Consider the following 19,253-nt stretch of genomic DNA (forward strand, 5'->3'; position numbering starts at 1 on the left):
CATAATCCTTAGTAGTTCAACTGTTTTTTTCAATGCTGCACGTCATTTTTTAGACTTGTATATGTGCAACATTGCATCCATTTGTCGAATCGTTACTCATATATAACGTATTTCGATTCATGGATGCTAGTATTATCTTTGAATCAACAGTTTATTTGCTTTTTGATATCCACGTGGTAACAGGGTTCCTTTAGAGCCTCGTTTCCCAATATATTTTTGCAGGTCATCCCCTTTAAGTTTTAATTGTTGCTGTCCTGCAAGCACTTGAATTATTTCATCAAGTTTCAATATTGTCATGGATAAAATTTGATCTTTATCTTCAAGTTGTATCAATTTATTACCTTTACCTTTATTGAGTACAGGTAATTCCGACAGATCAACAACCAGCAGACGGCCAGCTGAACTGAGTAGTGCGACATGAGTTGCGTCTTCCAGCGGCTGCAGGTTCATGACCTGTGCACCTTCAGATAGATTCAGGAAAGCCTTACCAGCTTTGGCATTGGTATCCAACTGCTTGGCTTGGGTTTTAAATCCATAACCTTTGCTGCTGACTGCCAGGATTTCTGCATCATCTTCAGCGACCAATACCTGCTTGAAACCAACTCCACTTGCCGGAGAAAGTTTTGAACTCAACGGTTCACCGAGTCCTCGTGCCGATGGCAGGCTATTGATTGGCAAGCCATAGCTACGGCCACTATCATCTAATACATAGACGCGTTGATTAGACTTACCTTGGGCATGACTAAGGTATTGATCGCCCGCACGGAAATTCAGATTTTCAGCATCCACTTCATGCCCTTTGGCACAGCGAATCCAGCCCGCTTCAGACAATACCACTGTAACCGGATCCGCTGGCAGCATTTCAGTTTCATCAATAGCAGCGGCTTCGGCACGTTGCACGATTGGAGAACGACGATCATCCCCAAATTTCTTGGCATCTTCTTTTAGTTCATTGATGATCAAAGTTTTTAAAGACTCAGGATTCGCCAGCTGTTCACGAATCACGGCAGCTTTAGCTTCCAGCTCTTCCTGTTCGCGGCGCAGTTCCATTTCTTCAAGCTTGGCCAGATGACGTAGCTTGAGTTCTAAAATGGCTTCGGCCTGAATCTCATCAATACCAAAACGTTCCATCAACACTGGTTTAGGCTGATCTTCCTCACGAATAATCCGAATCACTTCATCAATATTCAGGTAGGCAATGATCAAACCGCCGAGAATATGCAGGCGTTTTTCGATCTTATTCAGATGATATTGCAGACGGCGAGTGACTGTAGTTTTACGGATTTCGATCCATTCCAGCAGAATACGACGAATCGATTTCACCTGTGGACGGCCATCCGCGCCAATCATGTTCATATTGACACGATAGCTGGATTCCAGATCTGTAGTCGCGAACAGATGGCTCATTACCGCTTCAGCATCAATACGGTTCGAACGCAATACCACCACTAAACGTGTTGGATTTTCATGGTCAGATTCATCACGAACATCAGTGACCAATGGCAGCTTTTTCGCCTGCATCTGGTCCGCGATCTGACTGATAATTTTTGAACCGGATACCTGATATGGCAATTCGGTAATCACAATTTCATTTTTATCAATAGTGTATACCGCACGCATGCGATAGCTGCCACGACCTGTCGTCTGGATTTTAAGCAGCTCTGATGGTGGCGTAATGATTTCCGCTTTGGTCGGTAAATCCGGTCCCGGAATGTATTCTGCCATTTTGGCATCGGTCAGGTTCGGATTGCGAATCAGAGCGATGGTACCTTTCACCACTTCGCGTAAGTTGTGCGGCGGAATATCAGTCGCCATCCCCACAGCAATCCCGGTGGTACCATTTAGTAGAATATTAGGAACACGTGCCGGCAAGTTAATCGGTTCTTTCATCGAACCATCAAAGTTATCCTGCCAGTCACAGGTACCCTGTCCTAGTTCGGATAAAAGCAGTTCGCTATATTGCGACAGTTTAGCTTCGGTATAACGCATTGCCGCGAAAGACTTCGGATCATCTGGTGAACCCCAGTTGCCCTGTCCTTCAATAAACGGATAGCGATAACTGAATGGCTGCGCCATCAGGACCATGGCTTCATAACAGGCCAAGTCACCATGTGGATGGTATTTACCCAGTACATCCCCCACAGTACGTGCCGATTTTTTCGGTTTGCTGGTCCATTTCAGACCCAGCTCACTCATGGCATAGACAATACGGCGCTGTACCGGTTTCAAACCGTCACTGATATGTGGCAATGCACGATCCATAATCACGTACATGGCATAATTTAAATAAGCTTGTTCGGTAAATTCGGCTACGGAACGGTTTTCTGTCGCATGATGCGCAAGGCTTGTCATAACAACCTATAATCCTAAAATTCGTTTTTGTATCAATGTTTCTTATGCTAAGTCGCGGCTGTGTGCTGCACAAGGGCAGTAAACTACACAGCGCGACAAATCGTGTCTTATGGGCTAAAAATATCCACTTTATAGCAGCTGAGCAACTAAAAAATCACCAACCTTATAAACCCATAGATTCTAGCGTCTTGCCCTTGGTCTCTTCACCCAGGACTAAAATGACCACAGCTACTGCGATTAATACTGCAGTAAACATGGTAAAGACGTAACTGAAACCATTTGGCATCCCCATCAAATGGGTTACGGCAAAAGGTGCAGCAATCCCGCCAATACGACCAATTGCACCGGCCCAGCCTGAACCAAAAGCACGGATATTGGTTGGATACTGTTCTGGTGTATAGGTATAAAGAACGCCCCATGCCCCCAGATTAAAGAAGGACATCAGACAACCCCAGATTACGATCTCGGTGACACTACCGGACTGACCAAAGAAATAGGCTGAAATCGCACACATGCCGATAAAGCCAGCTAAAGTCGCCTTACGACCGAGTTTTTCGACTAGCCATGCTGCCGCAATATAACCCGGCAATTGCGCCAGAATCATAACCAGGACATATTCAAAAGACTGCACGATGGTATAGCCTTCCTTGACCAGAAGGCTTGGTAACCAGGTAAAAATACCATAGTAGGAAAAAACGATCCCAAACCAGATCAGCCACAGCATCAAGGTTCGGCGGGCAAAAATACCACTCCAGAGCTGGGTAAACGAGATATTCTTCTTGTCAGCCACGGGTTTAACTTCAAAGATTTCCATGACTTCGACGCCGCATTTGCGCTCAATCTTTTTAACCAGAGCCTGCGCTTCATCTACCCGGCCACGATTGATCAGATACGGTACCGACTCAGGCACCAGTTTCCAGATTACGATGGCATACAGTGCCGGTATCCCGCCAATCATGAATGCAGCTTGCCAGCCAAAATCAGGAATCACAAAACGTGACACCAGTGCAGCCACCAGCCAGCCCAAGCCCCAGAAACTTTCCAGCAGCACAATGAAACGACCACGTACCCGTGCCGGGATATATTCACTGACCAGTGTCACCGCAACCGGCAACTGACCCCCTAATCCCAGACCGACAATAAAACGAAATACCAGTAACCAGGTCAGATTCGGCGCAAAGGCACAGGCAGCAGTCGCCAGACTATAAATCACCAGCGTACTGGCAAATACCGTTTTACGTCCCCAGCGATCTGCCAGTCCACCTGAGAAAATCGCTCCAATCGCCATACCGATAAAACCGATCGAAACCACCCAGCTTTTCTGGTCAGCGGTCATCTGCCAGTCTTCAGCCATTTTCGCCAGAATAAAGGAAATCAATCCCGTATCCATGGCATCAAACATCCAGCCAAGACCAATCACCCATAAAAGAGTGTAGTGGAACTTGCCGATCGGCAAGCGCTGTATCCGAGAAACTAAATCCATAACAAAAATCTCTGATCAGGTGAAACGGGAGATGCTGCTGTCCCAACAGGAGGTTTGATTTTTTATTTTTTTATACTACGAATACGTACGCCTGCGGGAAGTTTTCCCTCCCGCAGTTACCGTAATTCATATCAAGATTCGTCTTTGGATGAAGCGGACTGTTCGTCATCATCCTTATAGATAAACTTCGGCATTTCCAGACCGAAATAGATCGCAATCAAACGCAAACTAAAGCCAAAAATCAGGGTGGAAATAATGGTCAGTTCGAGTGACAGACCGAAATTGCTGCAGAGCCAGTAGAAGATGACTGCAACAAAGGAAATACTGGCATACAGTTCACGGCGGAAGACTAAAGGCACATCATTACATAAAATGTCACGTAAAATACCGCCCGATACTCCGGTCAGAACCCCGGCGACCGCACTGACTACAAAACCATGCCCCATTTCCAGCGCAATCTGGCAGCCAATGATGGTAAAGCCAATCAGGCCCAAGGCATCCAGTACCAGGAAGATATTGCGTAAATGGCGCATCCATTTGGCAATCAGGATGGTGACAAAGGCGGCACAGCAAGTCAGCACCAGATATTCCGGGTGTTTGACCCAGGTCAAAGGATAATGGCCAAGTAGTACATCACGTACCGAACCACCACCGAGCGCCGTAACACAGGCAATAATCGTGACCCCAAACCAGTCCATACTACGCCGACCGGCAGACAAGGCTCCGGTCATGGCTTCAGCGGTAATTGCAATAATATAGATGACGGTCAGTAACATCGCCCTGCTTCCACCTGAGGCTATGAGATGGCGGCTATTCTAAGCTAAATCTATGTGAAAATTATAAAAAATGCGCACAACATTGCTTAAATTTTTTCCCGGAGCCACAGATGCACGGCTGTTTCATTGTAAACTGTTGATCTGTCGTTGGATCTAGAAAGTACCAGCGATTCTCGAACTTTACAAAATGTGAAATTTCATGATGAATCTGGGCCTGCTTGCCATCGTGATAATGTGCTTTGAACTCGACCAGCGCATGGGTCTTGTCCAGCTTTTCATTGGCCTGCACGATTTCCAACTTCAGCCATTGATTGGTTCTACTCCATTCAGCAATGGCTGGCATGTCCAAAGCCTGCTGCTGTCCACGGGCAGTAGTCTGCTGGATATAATCAATTTCATGCTTGGCAAAGGCACTATACCGCGAGCGCATTAATTGCTCGGCGTTTTGAGCAAATTGCTGGCCCTGATGCAGTGGCTGGCAACAGCTTGCGTATTCACCTCGTCCACATGGACATGCTTCTGACATTTCAATTCCATAAAAAATAGCCCGACAGTGCGGGCTATTTTAGCAAACTTTTAGCTTCGTCCTTCGGGCGCTGAACTAGTCTTTCCGGTTCGCTGGGGCAATGATATGCACCTTATCAATCTTGTGGCCGTCCATCGTGACCACCTCAAAGATATAATCATCTGCTTCGAGCTTTTCGCCATTTTCTGGCAAGCGCCCCAGATGGAACAGAATATAACCCGACAATGTCGAATATTCTTCCGTTTCATTGACCAGATCACGATCCAGAAGCAGTGACACATGGCGAATATCGGTTGAACCATCCAGAATCAGGCTGCCATCTTCTAGGCTTTCTACGGCTGCTTCTAGCTGGTCTTCGTCCGGGAATTCACCGGCAATGGCTTCCAGTACATCAATCGGTGTCGCCACCCCTTCAATGGAACCATATTCATTCAATACTAGTGCCATTTGTAGCGGTGCCTGACGTAGCTGATCCATCACCATCAAGACCTGAGCATTTTCATGCACAATCACAGGTTCACGCAGATGTTTTTCGAAGTCCAAAATACCTGTTTCGATGTATTCATTCAGGACTTTATGGGTCAATACCACACCGGCAATATTGTCCAGCTCACCACGCGCCACAATCAGGCGTGAATGGCTCATATGCAATAACTGCTCTTTGATACTGGCATGATCATTTTCCAGATCAATCCATTCCAGTTCAGGGCGTGGTGTCATCACCGACTTCACTGGACGTTCTGACAAGCCAAGTACGCCCTGCACCATGACGCTATGGTAGACCCCACTTTCGTCATCATCAAAGACTTCATCCGCAAAGGCGCGGGTCGCCAGTACATCTTCCGGCTCAGAAGAATCATTGTCCTGAGCCGGTTTACCGCCCAGCATACGCATCACAGCAGACGCAGTACGGTAACGCATATCAGTAGTGGTGACCATTTTTTCCTGATTGCGTTTCATGGTCTGGTTAATGAATTCCACAATCACAGAGAAACCAATCGCGGCATATAGATAGCCTTTTGGAATATGGAAACCAAAGCCTTCAACCACCAGCGAGAAACCAATCATCATCAGGAAGCCCAGACAGAGAATCACTACTGTCGGGTGCTTGTTGACGAAATCCATGAGGGCTTTAGAGGCCCACAACATGATACCGACCGCAATAACCACCGCAATCATCATCACAGACAGGTCTTTGACCATACCGACTGCAGTAATCACACTATCGAGCGAGAATACGGCGTCCAGTACCACGATCTGCACAATCACCATCCAGAACACCGCCTGAACCGGATTTTCTTCCTTGGTCACAGGTTTGGCTTCCAGACGCTCATGCAGCTCCATGGTGCCCTTAAACAGCAGGAACACACCACCGAATAATAAAATCAGGTCGCGTCCTGAAAATGGATGCTCAAAGATATGGAATAGCGGTTCGGTAAGCGTTACGACCCAAGCAATCGACGCCAGTAACACCAGTCGCATTAACAGCGCCAAGCCCAGACCGGTAATACGCGCCGCATTACGCTGTTCAGGTGGAAGCTTTTCCGCCAGAATTGCAATAAAGACCAGGTTATCGATCCCGAGTACAATTTCAAGAACAATCAGTGTGAGTAAGCCAATCCAGGCAGAGGGATCTGACATCCATTCAAAAATCATTGCATCTGCTCCCCTAACCGAGGAGAAAAGCAAGTATTTGCATGATGAGATACAGGTTGATACCCGACTTGAATTAAAGACTTGATAATGTGACGTTTTACTGAATTAAAGCGCCAACTTCGACTACCCATGTGAGTTCTATTGTAGTAAGACAGACTTTCAGTATATCAAGAACAGCATGAAATTCACCTGTTTTCATCCGGGATTATGGATGAATTTGAATGAAATATTTTGTCCTAAAATGAGGTCTGCTCATGGAATTGTCATATTTGTTAACTAAGTTATAGTAAGTAGATAAAAAAATGATAAGGTGAAAAAAATAAATGCAAAGTGTAATGGAAATGACCGATTATTTTAATGATAACTCCCCAAAAACAACACGCCCGCTAGTGGCTTTATATTGTGGCTCTCGTGCCGGCAACAAACCGATTTATCTGGAAAAAGCGATTCAACTGTCACAAGGTCTGGCCGAACATGGTTTTGGTCTGGTCTATGGCGGCGCCAGTATTGGTCTGATGGGCCAGGTGGCAGACACCATGATTCAGCATGGTGGTGAAGCGGTGGGCGTGATTCCTGAATTCATGCTGGATTATGAGATTGCCCATCCTCAACTCACAGAACTGCATATCGTCACCAGCATGCATCAGCGTAAGGCCATGATGGCAGATCGTGCCTGTGCCTTTGTCGCCTTGCCGGGTGGATTGGGAACCTTTGAAGAAATTCTGGAAATTGCGACCTGGGGTCAGCTGAACCAGCATCAAAAACCGATGATGCTGTATAACGTCAATGGCTTTTATAATCCCCTGATTGCCCAGCTTGATCTTGCCGTGCAGGAAGGCTTCTTGCCGCCCCAGCATCGGGCTAAACTGATTGTCTGTGAGCATGCAGATCAGATTTATACCACCTTGCTGAATCTGGATGCTCCGCAACGTTTCGTCGTTTAAATTTTCTTGTCTGCTTTAAATAGCAAATATTTAAAGCCATAAAAAAGCGAGCTTGATGCCATTGCTGTCCCACAATTTTTCACAAGAGGAAGCTCAAATGAGCTTCCTCTTGTTTTATGGGTATTTTATCGGGTGAAAATAAAGCTTTTAAAGTTCTTCTTTCAAACAAATTCACTTGAATTATTCTGAGTAAACGTTGAACTGTCCAACCTGTTTTTCCTAAATGTTGAGCGAAACTCACCAATAAATAGGCGATCATCGCAATCCAGATTTGTGTCTGAATTGCGTTCCTGCTGCGGCCTAGAAACGCTTTTAATTTGAGATTCTGCTTAATCGCCTTAAAGAACAGCTCAACTTTCCAACGATCTTTATAAATCGCCGCAATGGTGGAGGCGGCTAAATGAAAGTTATTGCTGAGAAAGCTAAAGTGCTTGCCACTTTGCTGATCTCTATATTCAATTCTTCTTAACACTGGGGCTTTTCTTTTTAGGGCATGTGCGCTATTCAGCTGAATGGTTTCATCTTTTAGAATACCTTTGGATTCAAGCACTGGATGTTGCTGGATCACCTGATACACAGATTTAGGCCTAAAACGTGTGACAAATCCAATGTTTTGAGCAGTCAGATTTGCATACCATTGGTAATCGACATAGCCTTTATCAAAAACTACAATGCTGCCAGCAGGAAACTGGAATTTGCGGCCTTGTACCATGTCATTTTCTTTGCCATTTTCAACTGCAACAAACTCAGGAATATCATTGCTGTGATTCAATCCTATACTGAGTTTCATGCTGGCTTTTGAGTCGTGAACTTTGGCCCATTCACATAAGGAAAGCGACAGGTCAATATGACTGGCATCCAAGGAATACAAGGGATTCTTAAAGCGAAATTTATGAGCGACTTTTGAGTGGTCATAGTATTTAAGCAACTTGTAAAATAGCTGTTGATACAAGGCAGCAGGCTGCTGCTCATTGATTCGTGCCAGCGTGCTTCGGGGAATAGACTTTGCTCCGAGATGACTTAGCTTTTCCTGTTGGCACTCCAAATTGGATTGAATATCTCTCAGACTTTGCCTACAAGAGAATTGAGACATCAATATGGCAATAAACTGATCCCACCGGGAAGCCGCTCTAAATTTCTGTCCAACATGGTGTACTTTAGCAAGTTGTTCAAAATCCTGTCGCACAACAGGTTTAATTAGCTCATGAAATACGGTATTCTGATGGGACAAAACCTGAATCCTGGTCGTTAAAGTGTTTGTTTGCACTCATATTTTAACTGTTAGGACTCAGGTTTTTTTATTTAAAGCAAACTATGGGACAGCAGTGGCTTGATGCTCGCTTTTTTCATTTATACATGCAAAGACATTAACCGGAAATCGTGTGATAGAACCAAGGCAAAGTCGTCGCCAGGAACACACTAATGGCTAGGCCAAACATCAGTTTCATGGCATCTTTGCTGACATTCCGTGAAGTACGGTGCTTGTTGACTTCGGTCACCAGCATCGAAATCGCAAATTCACGACCGGCCAGTAACCCCAGGAATACCCAAGTGGTACTCATCGGGATGTTACTCCACTCTTTGAACACCAGCAGAATCAATGCATAAATAAAGTCGATAATCGTAGCAGAACGGACATCCGTCACCCCGGTCTTGGTATCAACAATATTCTGGATAGCTCCACCACGCTGGTAAAGAATCATGCCCAGCAGGATGACAAAGACAGAAATTGCAAAGATCAGGAACTCAAACGGCACCTGACGTGGCACATAAACAAAGATATTGGCCAGATCCTGGATCAGCCACTGGCTCCACAGAAATGCCGTAGATAGCCATTGCAAGGCCATCCACATCGGAGAATGTTGCTGATCACGGGTTTCACTGAAATAGACCGCGAGTTTTTTCATGACCAGACGATAGATCACAATCGCCACAAAGAAAGCGACGGCGTAACCCATCATAGACTTGGTCAGCATGGAACCCAGACTGCTCGGGGAGAAGATCGTGAGCACCAAGAAAGTAGTACTGACCGGAATGCCATATTTAGTCAAAATAATCAGTAAAAGAGGCGGTACCACATATAGCCAGGTGACCCCATCTTCAGGGAAAGGAATGGTTTCCAGACGTCCATAAGAGGCATCCCCTACCCCAGAAGCAAACCAGCCATACATTAACACCACAACCAGAATAGTACTGATGTAAATCCAGAGTACCCACCATGGGCGATGTGAGTTCGATGAAATAAATGTTCCTAATGTTTGCGGAACATCATTCCCCACGATGGAATAGGCGGCCAGACAGAAGCCAACTACCATCAGAATCTCGATGGTCATAAGTACAAAACCTTTTACTAGACAGTTCCCAGTACAGCAGTTCTGGAAGTTTGCCCCAGATTATGACGGTTTTATTTCATTTTCATGACATTTCCGTCATATTTTTTTGTAGCCTGCTCCTTAAAAAGAAGCTTGAAGTGTTCCAAAAATGACGTATTTATAAATCTGTATCAATTTGAGAGGTTCGCAGTATAGAAATATATCTTTTACCCTTTCCTCTTCAATAACTGAAATCAGGCTGTGAATTCATTAGCATTTTGTCTACACGACTCCTATTCACAATCGTTTTTATTTCAGTCACACTGCTGCATAGATTTCTTTAAACTATTCAAAATAGATGATTTTTTAAATCCATGAATGTCACTCCTACGCATCAATCGCTACAACCTGAATTCAGACTGCTGGTCTTGCTGGTGTCGATTGGCTTTTTCATGCAGGGCCTGGATACCACCATTATCAATACCGCCTTGCCTGCGATCGCCAGCAATCTGCAGGAAGATCCGCTACGGATGCATAGTGTGGTGGTGGCCTATGTTCTTTCTGTGGCAGCTTGCATTCCCTTGAGTGGCTGGCTGGCTGATCGCTTTGGGGTTAGAAATATCTATTTTGCAGCGATCATTATTTTTGCTCTGGCCTCACTGGGCTGTGCCTGGTCTGAGAATCTGAATGAACTACTGGTTTATCGGGTATTTCAGGGCATTGGCGGTGCTTTGCTGCTTCCAGTCGGACGACTGGCCATGCTGAAAATTATTCCTCGTACCCAGTTTCTATCCGCTATGAGTCTGATGAGTCTGGCCGGACTAATGGGTCCTTTAATCGGTCCAACCTTAGGTGGCTGGATGGTGGAATACCTGTCCTGGCACTGGATTTTCCTGATCAATCTGCCGATTGGTCTGCTGGGTGCATTGATTACCTTTAAAGCTATGCCGAATATCACTGAACCGACGGTACAGCGTTTTGATTTTGGCGGTTTTATTCTACTGGTCATCGCAATGATCGGCTTGTGTCTAGGGATTGAAAACTTTGCCAATCCACAATATCCACTCTGGTGGAGCTTAAGTCTGGTCGGAAGTGGTCTGATTGCCTCACTCATCTATGCCTATCACTCACATACTCATCTGAATGCGCTTTTTCGCAGTAAATTATTTAAAAATAAGATCTATTCGATTGGCATTCTGGGTAATTTCTTTGCCCGGCTCGGCGGTAACTCGATTCCGTTTTTATTGCCTTTAATGTTGCAGGTCGCTTTTGGTTTTGAACCTTTTATTACCGGTTTACTGATGATTCCAACCGTACTCGGTTCTTTAGCATCTAAACCGATTATCCGCAAAATCATTCAACGTTTCGGTTATCGTAGAGTCTTGTTGATCAACACCTTGCTGGTCGGTCTATGTATTGCCAGTTTTGCCTTGACTACGGCGGAAACCCCTATCTGGCTAAGAGCCATTCATTTCTTTGTGTTCGGGATTCTGAATTCGCTGCAATTTGTCTCAATGAATACGCTGACTTTAAAAGATTTAAGCCAGCAGGATGCCAGCAGTGGTAACAGTTTTCTGTCGATGATCATGATGCTGTCAATGAGTATCGGGGTGGCACTGGCAGGTACGCTAGTGAATATGTTTAGTGCCTACTTCGGCCCTGAGCAGCTGGATAATGCCTTCCACGTTTCGCTGCTCTGTCTAGGCTGTATTAACATTATTGCTGCCTATATTTTCTGGCATATCCCCAAAAACACACCAGTCTAGGGCAGAATATAAACTCGATATGAATATCTCTAGATCAGGCCACCGTGCACATGAAAGCAGCTCCCACTTCTAGCAACTGGAAAAAACACTCAGTGATTGCAGTCGGGCTGCTGATTACGCTTGTGGTAACCACTGTGCTTTATCTGCTGGTTTTCAAACAGCCATCAGCGCATGCAGCAGATTATTCGATTCATGGTTTTGATGTTTCCCATCATCAGAAAGAAATAGACTGGAAGAAAATCCCGAAACAGAAATATAAATTTGTCTATTTAAAATCCACAGAAGGTGGTGATTTTAAAGATACCAAGTTTCAGGAATACTGGCTGCAGGCCCGCGAACAGGGCTTTCTGGTCGGTGCTTATCATTTTTATCGGCTTTGCCGTGATGGCAGTATTCAGGCTCAGAATTTTATAGAGTCTGTTCCGCGTAAAAGTGATGCCCTGCCACCCGTAATGGATCTGGAATATGACAGCAAGTGTATTAATCACTACTCCAAAGAGCAGCTGCTCAAGGAAATCCGGATCATGCATGATGCCTTAAAACACCATTATGGCAAGCAGCCGATTTTCTATGTGTCCAAATCTTTTTATAACATTGTGCTGGCAGGAGAGTTTGCTGACGTACCACTCTGGGTACGTGAGTACCAGGGTTTGCCAGATTTAAAGGGTCAGCCTAAATGGACCTTCTGGCAGCATAGCAGTCAGGGTGAAATTCCCGGCATTTCCCGTACTGTGGATCTGAATGTGTTTTATGGCTCGGAGCAAGACTGGATCAAATTTTTACAGCAGAACAGTATTCCCACCCAGGATCAGTCCCAGCCTCCGGCCAAGAAATAAACCTAATTTCTCCCTGATTCAACCATGAAATGGATATTGAATTATTTAGACAGGATATGCTTCGTATTGAATAATACTTTAGCCTGTTTACTTGTCAATCCGGTCTCTTCCCAATCCAACTAAAGCCACTTAAGATACTGGATATGCGCAAAATTATTCATATCGATATGGATGCCTTCTACGCCTCAGTCGAGCTGCGTGAGCGTCCGGAGCTGAACGCTCTGCCTGTGGTGATTGCCTCGCATCATCCGCGGGCAGTGGTCGCGGCTGCCTCCTATCCGGCCCGCGAATTCGGACTGCGCTCTGCCATGCCGATGACTAAAGCACGTAAGCTCTGCCCTCAGGTCATCGTGATTGAACCAGATTTTGCCAAATACCGTCAGGTCTCTGGTCAGATTCATCAAATATTTCAAACTTATACCAAGGTCATCGAACCGTTGTCTCTGGATGAAGCTTATCTGGATGTCACCGAAAATTTGCAGCAGATTCCAAGTGCCACTGAAGTGGCAATGCGCATTCGTGAAGATATTTTTCAAACTACTGGACTAACCGCTTCTGCTGGCGTGGCGCCGAATAAATTTCTCGCTAAAATCGCCTCTGACTGGCATAAGCCGAATGGAATCTGTGTCATCAAACCTTCACAGGTGCAGCGTTTTATTCAGGATCTTCCACTGAAGAAAATTCCCGGTGTAGGCAAAGTTACCCAAGAAAAATTAAAAAGTTTGAATCTGGAAACCTTGGGAGATTTACAGCAGATTGAAGAAGCGATCCTGATTCAGCATTTTGGCAAATATGGACGGCGCCTGTTTCTCTATGCTCAAGGCATTGATGATCGGCCAGTCGAAGCTGAACGGGAACGCCAGCAGATTTCCAAGGAAACGACTTTCGATGATGATCTGTATTTACCGCAATGCCAGCCTTACTGGCAGCCATTAATTGCCCAGCTCTGGCAGAGTCTGGAAAAAAAACAGCTCTCTGCTCGCGGGGTTACTGTAAAACTGAGAATGAAAAATTTTCAGACCATGCAGCATAGTAAAAGCTTCAGCCAGCTGCTGCGTAGCCCGCAAGAACTGGAGCAGGCTTTACACTTATTGCTTCAAGAGATGCATATTACTCCTCAACTGCAGTTTCGGCTGATTGGGCTTGGCGTCTATCAGCTCGCTGCACGTGAAACAGAAACGCAATTGCTGCTGCTTTAGGCCTATTTTGTACAAGTATTAGACGTTAGTTTAAAAATACGGCAACTTTGTTTTTACATTTTGAATTTTTGGAGTACTCTATCTGCGCAATGCATTATCCATGTATGTGCTGAGATGCTGGAAATCACCTTTACTTTCAGCATACTGTCCTGTGATTGGCGTGACGATCAAATCCGAATATTACAGGGCAACTCTGATGTATCTCATGGAATCCCTCCCTGCATGTCCTCTGTAAATTCTTCTGCTATTCAAGAACGACGCGCGCGTAAAGCGGCGTTATCCAGTTTTGTTGGTGCTGTTGTCGATTGGTATGATTTTCTCCTTTACGGCATTGTTGCGGCCTTAATTTTTAAAGACCAGTTTTTCCCAAGCATTGGTGCCAATATGGGTACCTTGGCGGCTTTAGCCACCTTTGGGGTAGGCTTCCTGTTTCGTCCTCTAGGCGGTGTGGTATTTGGTCATTTCGGCGACAAGCTCGGCCGCAAGAAAATGCTGGTTCTGACTGTGGTCCTGATGGGGATTTCCACCGTCGGGATTGGTTTTTTACCTAATTTCGAAGCCATTGGCTGGTGGGCACCGGTTTTACTGGTGACCCTGCGTGCCATTCAAGGCTTTGCAGTCGGTGGTGAATGGGGTGGTGCTGCCCTTATGGCGGTGGAAAATGCCCCTAAAGGCAAAAAAGCCTTTTATAGCAGTGGTGTTCAGGTCGGCTATGGCGTAGGTCTGGTACTGGCAACGGGTGCAGTATCCATTATTATTGCCACACTGGGTGAAGAGGCTTTTGCTGAATGGGCTTGGCGCATTCCGTTTATTGCCAGTATCGTGCTGATCGGGATTGCGATGTGGATTCGCCGTGATCAGGATGAATCTCAAGAATTCGTAGAGAAAGTGATTAACGCAGATCATCATCCAGAAAAACTGCCAATCTTGCAGGCCATCAGCAAACATCCTAAAGCTTTCTTTTATATTATTGCCTTACGTTTGACCGAACTGCTGACCATGTATCTGGTCACCAACTTTGCCCTGAACTATTCCACCAATAATCTGGGTATGGATAAACAATTCTTCCTGAATATTACCCTGATGGTTGGTGCGATCAGCTGTTTCAGTATTCCTTTCTTTGCCTGGCTATCCGATAAAATTCAGCATAAAACCATGTGCGTCTGGGGTGGTCTGATCGGTGCACTGTCTGCCTTTCCGTTTTTTATGGCACTGGATGCACAAAATACCTGGATGATTATTGTTGGCGCCATTCTACTGGCCAATGTCGCGCATGACATGGTGGTCAGCGTGCATCAACCGATTTTTACCTCGCTATTTGGTACGGAATATCGCTATAGCGGTGCCGGAGTCGGTTATCAGGTCGCCAGTATTATTGGTGGTGGTTTTACCCCAATGATTGCAGCCTCCTTAGTGATTTGGGGTGATGGTTCATGGCATTATGTAGCCATCTATCTTGCGATAGGCTGCCTATTGACTGCATTAGTCGCAGCCTTGATGCCAAAAACCAAGGATTAAGCTGATGTCTGTTCAACGTTTGCATGTTTCACAACGCTTTTCTGAGATCGCCATTGCCGGCAATCTGGTTCATCTCGCCGGTCAGTTGGCGACAGACCTGGATCTAGATATCAAAGGTCAAACCCAGCAGACACTGGATATTATCGATCAGTTCCTGGCGGATGCCGGTACCGATAAAAGCCAGATCATGTCTGTGACGATTTATCTCAAAGATATTGAAAAAGATTATGCAGCGTTTAATGAAGTCTGGGATGCCTGGGTATCGGATATTCAAGCCCTACCCCGCACCTGTGTCGAAGCTAAACTGTATGATCCACGCGTGTTAGTGGAACTGACTGTCGTAGCCGTCAAACCTGAATAGACTTCTATTCAGGCCTAATTGCTACTCATCTAAAATAGAAAAAAGTATGCACTTGGCATACTTTTTTCGTTTAGGTTCTATCAGTTTAATGCTTTGACTTTACGTCGTTCCAGATCTGAATAGAGATGATATTTTTTGAGATCATTCACAGCGGTAAATCTCTGGTCTTTACTGGAATGCTCCTGCTCACGCAGGAAATCTCCTCGTAACTGATAATATTCCGGTACATCTTCATAGCGAATGACCCGATAACCGGCCATAGTCAACAAGGCATCCTGAAATTGCGCCTGCTGTGGACGTTTTAAAATCACCGGATCATCGACGGCTACAATGGCAACAATCTGGTATTGCTGATCCAGAATCACAAAATCTGCAATCAGATCACGATACTTGTGCCGGGTACGACCAAATTTGGTGGTAAGTAGTGCATCATAAGAAACATGGGCCAGTACAATATAATCAGGCAACACTTCTTTCAGGCGTGTAAACGTCAGTTGTTCATTTGGATTAAAAATAGCGCGCTGTTTTAAGGCGCTGTCTTGTGGTTTTGGGCTATTCCTTAGCTGCTTCCATGCCATGAGCACAACACAGAACACCAAGAAACTCCCTATCATCATATAGGTGGTCATGACTCAATCCTTGCATTCTTATAATCATTCTTGTTTTATTGTTATCCAGTATAAACCCATACTACTTTTAAAATTGCCCTGCTACCATTCTGTGTAGAGACCAATACAATTCGTAGCAAAACTTGATTGCCGGTTACTTAAAAACCGCTTTTTGCTATTTCAATAGAAATTAGGGTTAAATCCTTATACGCGACTGTAAAATAGTCTCCTGATAGATCGCAATATAAATCGGTTGAACTGTAAGACAATTCCGACAAAGTGTTATTTTTATATCATTTTTCAAAAATTTAAATCGACTAAAAATAAAATATTTTACATTTTAATTGAGAACCCAAAAGCTGCATCAATAAAGTCTGAACATAAAAAAAGACACCCGAAGTGTCTTTTTTATCAGCTTAATCAAGCACGTGATTTTGGCTTTGATTTTGCTTTAGGTTTAGAGCCGCCGAATGGCTTTTTCGCATCACCTGTTTCACGCGGTGGCAGACCAGTATGCTGGGTAAGAATCTGGCCTTTTTTCGGACGGTTATTTTGAGCCTGACCACGATTACCTGGGTTAGCAGTACGTTTCTGTGAATCACCCGCTACAGTCGAATTCTTCTTACGTGCAGACTGGTATTGCCCATCTGTACCAGCAGGTTGATAGGTTGGAATCAGATGCTGTTTCGAGTTACCAATCAGATCCTGACGCCCCATTTCCTTTAAAGCTTCACGCAATAAAGGCCAGTTGTTTGGATCATGGTAACGCAAGAAGGCTTTATGCAGACGACGACGTTTTTCACCTTTCACGATGTCCACATCTTCAGTATAACGCGCGACTTTCGCCAGCGGGTTCTTACCGGTGTAGTACATGGTGGTTGCAGTGGCCATTGGTGACGGATAGAAGGTTTGTACCTGATCGGCACGGAAACCATTCTTTTTCAACCAGATCGCCAGATTCATCATGTCGTAATCGGTGGTACCCGGATGCGCCGCGATGAAATAAGGAATCAGATACTGTTCCTTACCGGCTTCTTTGCTGAAACGGTCAAACATCTGCTTGAAGCGGTCATACGTCCCGATCCCCGGTTTCATCATCTTGGATAATGGACCTTTCTCGGTATGCTCTGGTGCAATCTTCAGATAACCACCCACATGATGGGTGACCAGCTCTCTGACATATTCCGGGTTCAATACGGCAAGGTCATAACGCAGACCTGAGCCAATCAGAATCTTTTTAATACCCGGTAAAGCACGTGCCTTACGATACAACTGGGTCAATGGTGCATGGTCGGTATGCAGGTTTTGACACACGCCTGGGAATACACATGACGGCTTACGACAGTTCTTCTCAATCTCAGGATCTTTACATGCCAAACGGTACATGTTGGCGGTTGGGCCACCCAAGTCCGAGATAATGCCAGTAAAGCCTGGTGCGGTATCACGAATCTTTTCAACTTCACGCAGGATTGATTCTTCAGAACGGTTCTGAATAATACGGCCTTCATGCTCGGTGATCGAACAGAAAGTACAGCCACCGAAACAGCCACGCATAATGTTCACTGAGAACTTGATCATGTCAAAGGCCGGAAAGCGTGCATTACCATAGGATGGATGCGGCAGACGTGCATAAGGCAGGTCGAACACATAATCCATTTCTTCGGTAGTTAATGGAATCGGTGGTGGATTGATCCACACATCACGTTCGCCATGTTTTTGTACCAAAGCACGCGCGTTCCCTGGATTAGTTTCCAGATGCAGAATACGGTTGGCATGCGCATACAGCACAGGGTCATTCGCCACTTCTTCAAAAGAAGGCAAACGAATCACTGCCAGTTCACGTGGTGGTAATTTATGTTTAATTGCTTTAGAAGCTGGTTGTAGCTGCACAATTTGCGTATCTGGATCTAAATTGTCCCCTTCACGCACGATTGGATTGGCTACGACTTCTTTCTGGAAATTCTGGTATTGGCTTAAGCTGTTGCCTTTATCTTTTTCAATTTCACAGCCATCAATATCTTCGCTCATCACATACGGGTTGATGATCGGATCGACACGGCCAATGGTATCGACATCATTGGATGCGATTTCCACAAACTGGGCTTTCGCAGCACGGTTATGTTTATTGATAATGAATGCGGTACCACGAACATCAGTAATCTGATGAATCTTTTCACCCTTAGCCAGGCGATGCATGATTTCAATGATCGAGCGTTCGCCATTACCGTACATCAACAAGTCCGCTTTAGAATCCATTAAGATCGAACGACGGACTTTATCTGACCAGTAGTCATAATGTGCGATACGACGTAATGAACCTTCAATACCACCGAGTAATACCGGCACATCCGGGAAAGCTTCACGACAACGTTGGCAATAGACGGTTGCTGCGCGGTCTGGACGTTTATTCGGCTGGTTATCTGGAGAATAAGCATCATCTGAACGAATCTTACGATCCGCCGTATAACGGTTAATCATCGAGTCCATATTACCGGCAGAAACGCCCCAGGCAATATTCGGCTTACCGAGTACACGGAAGGCTTCTACATTAGTCCAGTCCGGCTGGGCAATAATCCCCACGCGGAAACCTTGTGCTTCGAGCACACGTCCAATGATCCCGGTCACAAATGACGGGTGGTCAATATAGGCATCACCGCAGACAAAAATAAAGTCACAACTGTCCCAACCGAGTTGGTCCATTTCCTCGCGTGACATCGGCAAAAAAGGCGCGGGTTCAAAACATGACGCCCAATATTTGTCGTAATCAAACAACGCTTTAGGCGCAGTCTGAGCGGTATAAGCAGTAGACATGGCTAGCAATTCTCGGCTGGCAGATGGAAGATCAGAAAAGTGATCAAAGATGAAAGCCGAGTATTTTAGCATGAATTCGGCTTAGGTTGCTTGATTATAATTTAT

At 45.3% G+C, this 19,253-nt stretch carries 15 protein-coding genes; 6 read left to right on the forward strand and 9 right to left on the reverse strand.

Going from position 1 to position 19,253, the window contains the following annotated elements; all coding sequences use genetic code 11:
• Nucleotides 1–132: 132 nt before the first annotated feature.
• The 5 genes from parC to O4M77_RS13545 form a co-directional block, all read right to left on the reverse strand.
• Entirely contained in the window at nt 133–2,352 is a 2,220-nt protein-coding gene (gene parC / locus O4M77_RS13525; protein ID WP_180018535.1) for a DNA topoisomerase IV subunit A, read from the reverse strand.
• Between the two features lie 163 nt (nt 2,353–2,515).
• Complete coding sequence (locus tag O4M77_RS13530) at nt 2,516–3,835, reverse strand: MFS transporter (RefSeq protein WP_312157792.1); 1,320 nt, start codon at nt 3,833–3,835, stop codon at nt 2,516–2,518.
• Nucleotides 3,836–3,966: 131 nt separating this feature from the next.
• Nucleotides 3,967–4,611: a trimeric intracellular cation channel family protein gene (locus O4M77_RS13535; protein WP_034169794.1), complete on the reverse strand. Its 645-nt coding sequence runs from the start codon at nt 4,609–4,611 to the stop codon at nt 3,967–3,969.
• 61 nt (nt 4,612–4,672) lie between these two features.
• Nucleotides 4,673–5,137 (reverse strand): YchJ family protein, encoded by a 465-nt coding sequence (locus O4M77_RS13540; RefSeq protein ID WP_323713576.1) that lies wholly within the window; start codon nt 5,135–5,137, stop codon nt 4,673–4,675.
• Nucleotides 5,138–5,212: 75 nt separating this feature from the next.
• Nucleotides 5,213–6,793 carry a TerC family protein gene (locus O4M77_RS13545; RefSeq protein WP_034703866.1) on the reverse strand — a complete coding sequence of 527 codons (1,581 nt, stop codon included), beginning with the start codon at nt 6,791–6,793 and terminating at the stop codon, nt 5,213–5,215.
• Between the two features lie 323 nt (nt 6,794–7,116).
• Here O4M77_RS13545 and O4M77_RS13550 point away from each other — a divergent pair, with 323 nt between their 5' ends.
• Nucleotides 7,117–7,737 carry a TIGR00730 family Rossman fold protein gene (locus tag O4M77_RS13550; RefSeq protein ID WP_166136525.1) on the forward strand — a complete coding sequence of 207 codons (621 nt, stop codon included), beginning with the start codon at nt 7,117–7,119 and terminating at the stop codon, nt 7,735–7,737.
• Between the two features lie 79 nt (nt 7,738–7,816).
• On the opposite strand, the gene O4M77_RS13555 is transcribed toward O4M77_RS13550, so the two are convergent.
• Together O4M77_RS13555 and O4M77_RS13560 are read right to left on the reverse strand one after the other, a co-directional pair.
• On the reverse strand, nt 7,817–8,968 hold the full coding sequence (locus O4M77_RS13555; protein WP_194088144.1) for an IS4-like element ISAbe18 family transposase: 1,152 nt from the start codon (nt 8,966–8,968) through the stop codon (nt 7,817–7,819).
• A gap of 136 nt (nt 8,969–9,104) precedes the next feature.
• Nucleotides 9,105–10,070: a hypothetical protein gene (locus O4M77_RS13560; RefSeq protein ID WP_159123941.1), complete on the reverse strand. Its 966-nt coding sequence runs from the start codon at nt 10,068–10,070 to the stop codon at nt 9,105–9,107.
• Nucleotides 10,071–10,423: 353 nt separating this feature from the next.
• Here O4M77_RS13560 and mdtD point away from each other — a divergent pair, with 353 nt between their 5' ends.
• The 5 genes from mdtD to O4M77_RS13585 all read left to right on the forward strand — a co-directional run bounded on the left by mdtD (nt 10,424) and on the right by O4M77_RS13585 (nt 15,729).
• Nucleotides 10,424–11,815 carry a multidrug transporter subunit MdtD gene (gene mdtD / locus O4M77_RS13565; protein WP_179992221.1) on the forward strand — a complete coding sequence of 464 codons (1,392 nt, stop codon included), beginning with the start codon at nt 10,424–10,426 and terminating at the stop codon, nt 11,813–11,815.
• 50 nt (nt 11,816–11,865) lie between these two features.
• Nucleotides 11,866–12,651 carry a GH25 family lysozyme gene (locus tag O4M77_RS13570; RefSeq protein WP_323713577.1) on the forward strand — a complete coding sequence of 262 codons (786 nt, stop codon included), beginning with the start codon at nt 11,866–11,868 and terminating at the stop codon, nt 12,649–12,651.
• A 143-nt stretch (nt 12,652–12,794) separates the two neighbouring features.
• Complete coding sequence (gene dinB / locus O4M77_RS13575; protein WP_180031587.1) at nt 12,795–13,850, forward strand: DNA polymerase IV; 1,056 nt, start codon at nt 12,795–12,797, stop codon at nt 13,848–13,850.
• Between the two features lie 222 nt (nt 13,851–14,072).
• On the forward strand, nt 14,073–15,368 hold the full coding sequence (shiA, locus tag O4M77_RS13580) for a shikimate transporter (protein ID WP_323713578.1): 1,296 nt from the start codon (nt 14,073–14,075) through the stop codon (nt 15,366–15,368).
• A 4-nt stretch (nt 15,369–15,372) separates the two neighbouring features.
• Nucleotides 15,373–15,729 (forward strand): RidA family protein, encoded by a 357-nt coding sequence (locus tag O4M77_RS13585; RefSeq protein ID WP_005233436.1) that lies wholly within the window; start codon nt 15,373–15,375, stop codon nt 15,727–15,729.
• An 80-nt stretch (nt 15,730–15,809) separates the two neighbouring features.
• Here O4M77_RS13585 and O4M77_RS13590 read toward each other — a convergent pair whose 3' ends face one another.
• Both O4M77_RS13590 and O4M77_RS13595 read right to left on the reverse strand, forming a co-directional pair.
• Complete coding sequence (locus O4M77_RS13590) at nt 15,810–16,358, reverse strand: DUF2726 domain-containing protein (RefSeq protein WP_179992225.1); 549 nt, start codon at nt 16,356–16,358, stop codon at nt 15,810–15,812.
• 399 nt (nt 16,359–16,757) lie between these two features.
• Nucleotides 16,758–19,148 (reverse strand): YgiQ family radical SAM protein, encoded by a 2,391-nt coding sequence (locus tag O4M77_RS13595; protein ID WP_180167979.1) that lies wholly within the window; start codon nt 19,146–19,148, stop codon nt 16,758–16,760.
• Nucleotides 19,149–19,253: the final 105 nt, after the last annotated feature.

Origin of the sequence: Acinetobacter sp. YWS30-1, from assembly GCF_033558715.1 — a bacterium.
Lineage (GTDB): Bacteria > Pseudomonadota > Gammaproteobacteria > Pseudomonadales > Moraxellaceae > Acinetobacter.

Coding starts and splice junctions, on each gene's coding strand:
- parC (WP_180018535.1), bottom strand. CDS start 2,352: ATGACAAGCCTTGCGCATCATGCGACAGAAAACCGTTCCGTAGCCGAA.
- O4M77_RS13530 (WP_312157792.1), bottom strand. CDS start 3,835: ATGGATTTAGTTTCTCGGATACAGCGCTTGCCGATCGGCAAGTTCCAC.
- O4M77_RS13535 (WP_034169794.1), bottom strand. CDS start 4,611: ATGTTACTGACCGTCATCTATATTATTGCAATTACCGCTGAAGCCATG.
- O4M77_RS13540 (WP_323713576.1), bottom strand. CDS start 5,137: ATGTCAGAAGCATGTCCATGTGGACGAGGTGAATACGCAAGCTGTTGC.
- O4M77_RS13545 (WP_034703866.1), bottom strand. CDS start 6,793: ATGATTTTTGAATGGATGTCAGATCCCTCTGCCTGGATTGGCTTACTC.
- O4M77_RS13550 (WP_166136525.1), top strand. CDS start 7,117: ATGCAAAGTGTAATGGAAATGACCGATTATTTTAATGATAACTCCCCA.
- O4M77_RS13560 (WP_159123941.1), bottom strand. CDS start 10,070: ATGACCATCGAGATTCTGATGGTAGTTGGCTTCTGTCTGGCCGCCTAT.
- mdtD (WP_179992221.1), top strand. CDS start 10,424: ATGAATGTCACTCCTACGCATCAATCGCTACAACCTGAATTCAGACTG.
- O4M77_RS13570 (WP_323713577.1), top strand. CDS start 11,866: ATGAAAGCAGCTCCCACTTCTAGCAACTGGAAAAAACACTCAGTGATT.
- dinB (WP_180031587.1), top strand. CDS start 12,795: ATGCGCAAAATTATTCATATCGATATGGATGCCTTCTACGCCTCAGTC.
- shiA (WP_323713578.1), top strand. CDS start 14,073: ATGTCCTCTGTAAATTCTTCTGCTATTCAAGAACGACGCGCGCGTAAA.
- O4M77_RS13585 (WP_005233436.1), top strand. CDS start 15,373: ATGTCTGTTCAACGTTTGCATGTTTCACAACGCTTTTCTGAGATCGCC.
- O4M77_RS13590 (WP_179992225.1), bottom strand. CDS start 16,358: ATGACCACCTATATGATGATAGGGAGTTTCTTGGTGTTCTGTGTTGTG.
- O4M77_RS13595 (WP_180167979.1), bottom strand. CDS start 19,148: ATGTCTACTGCTTATACCGCTCAGACTGCGCCTAAAGCGTTGTTTGAT.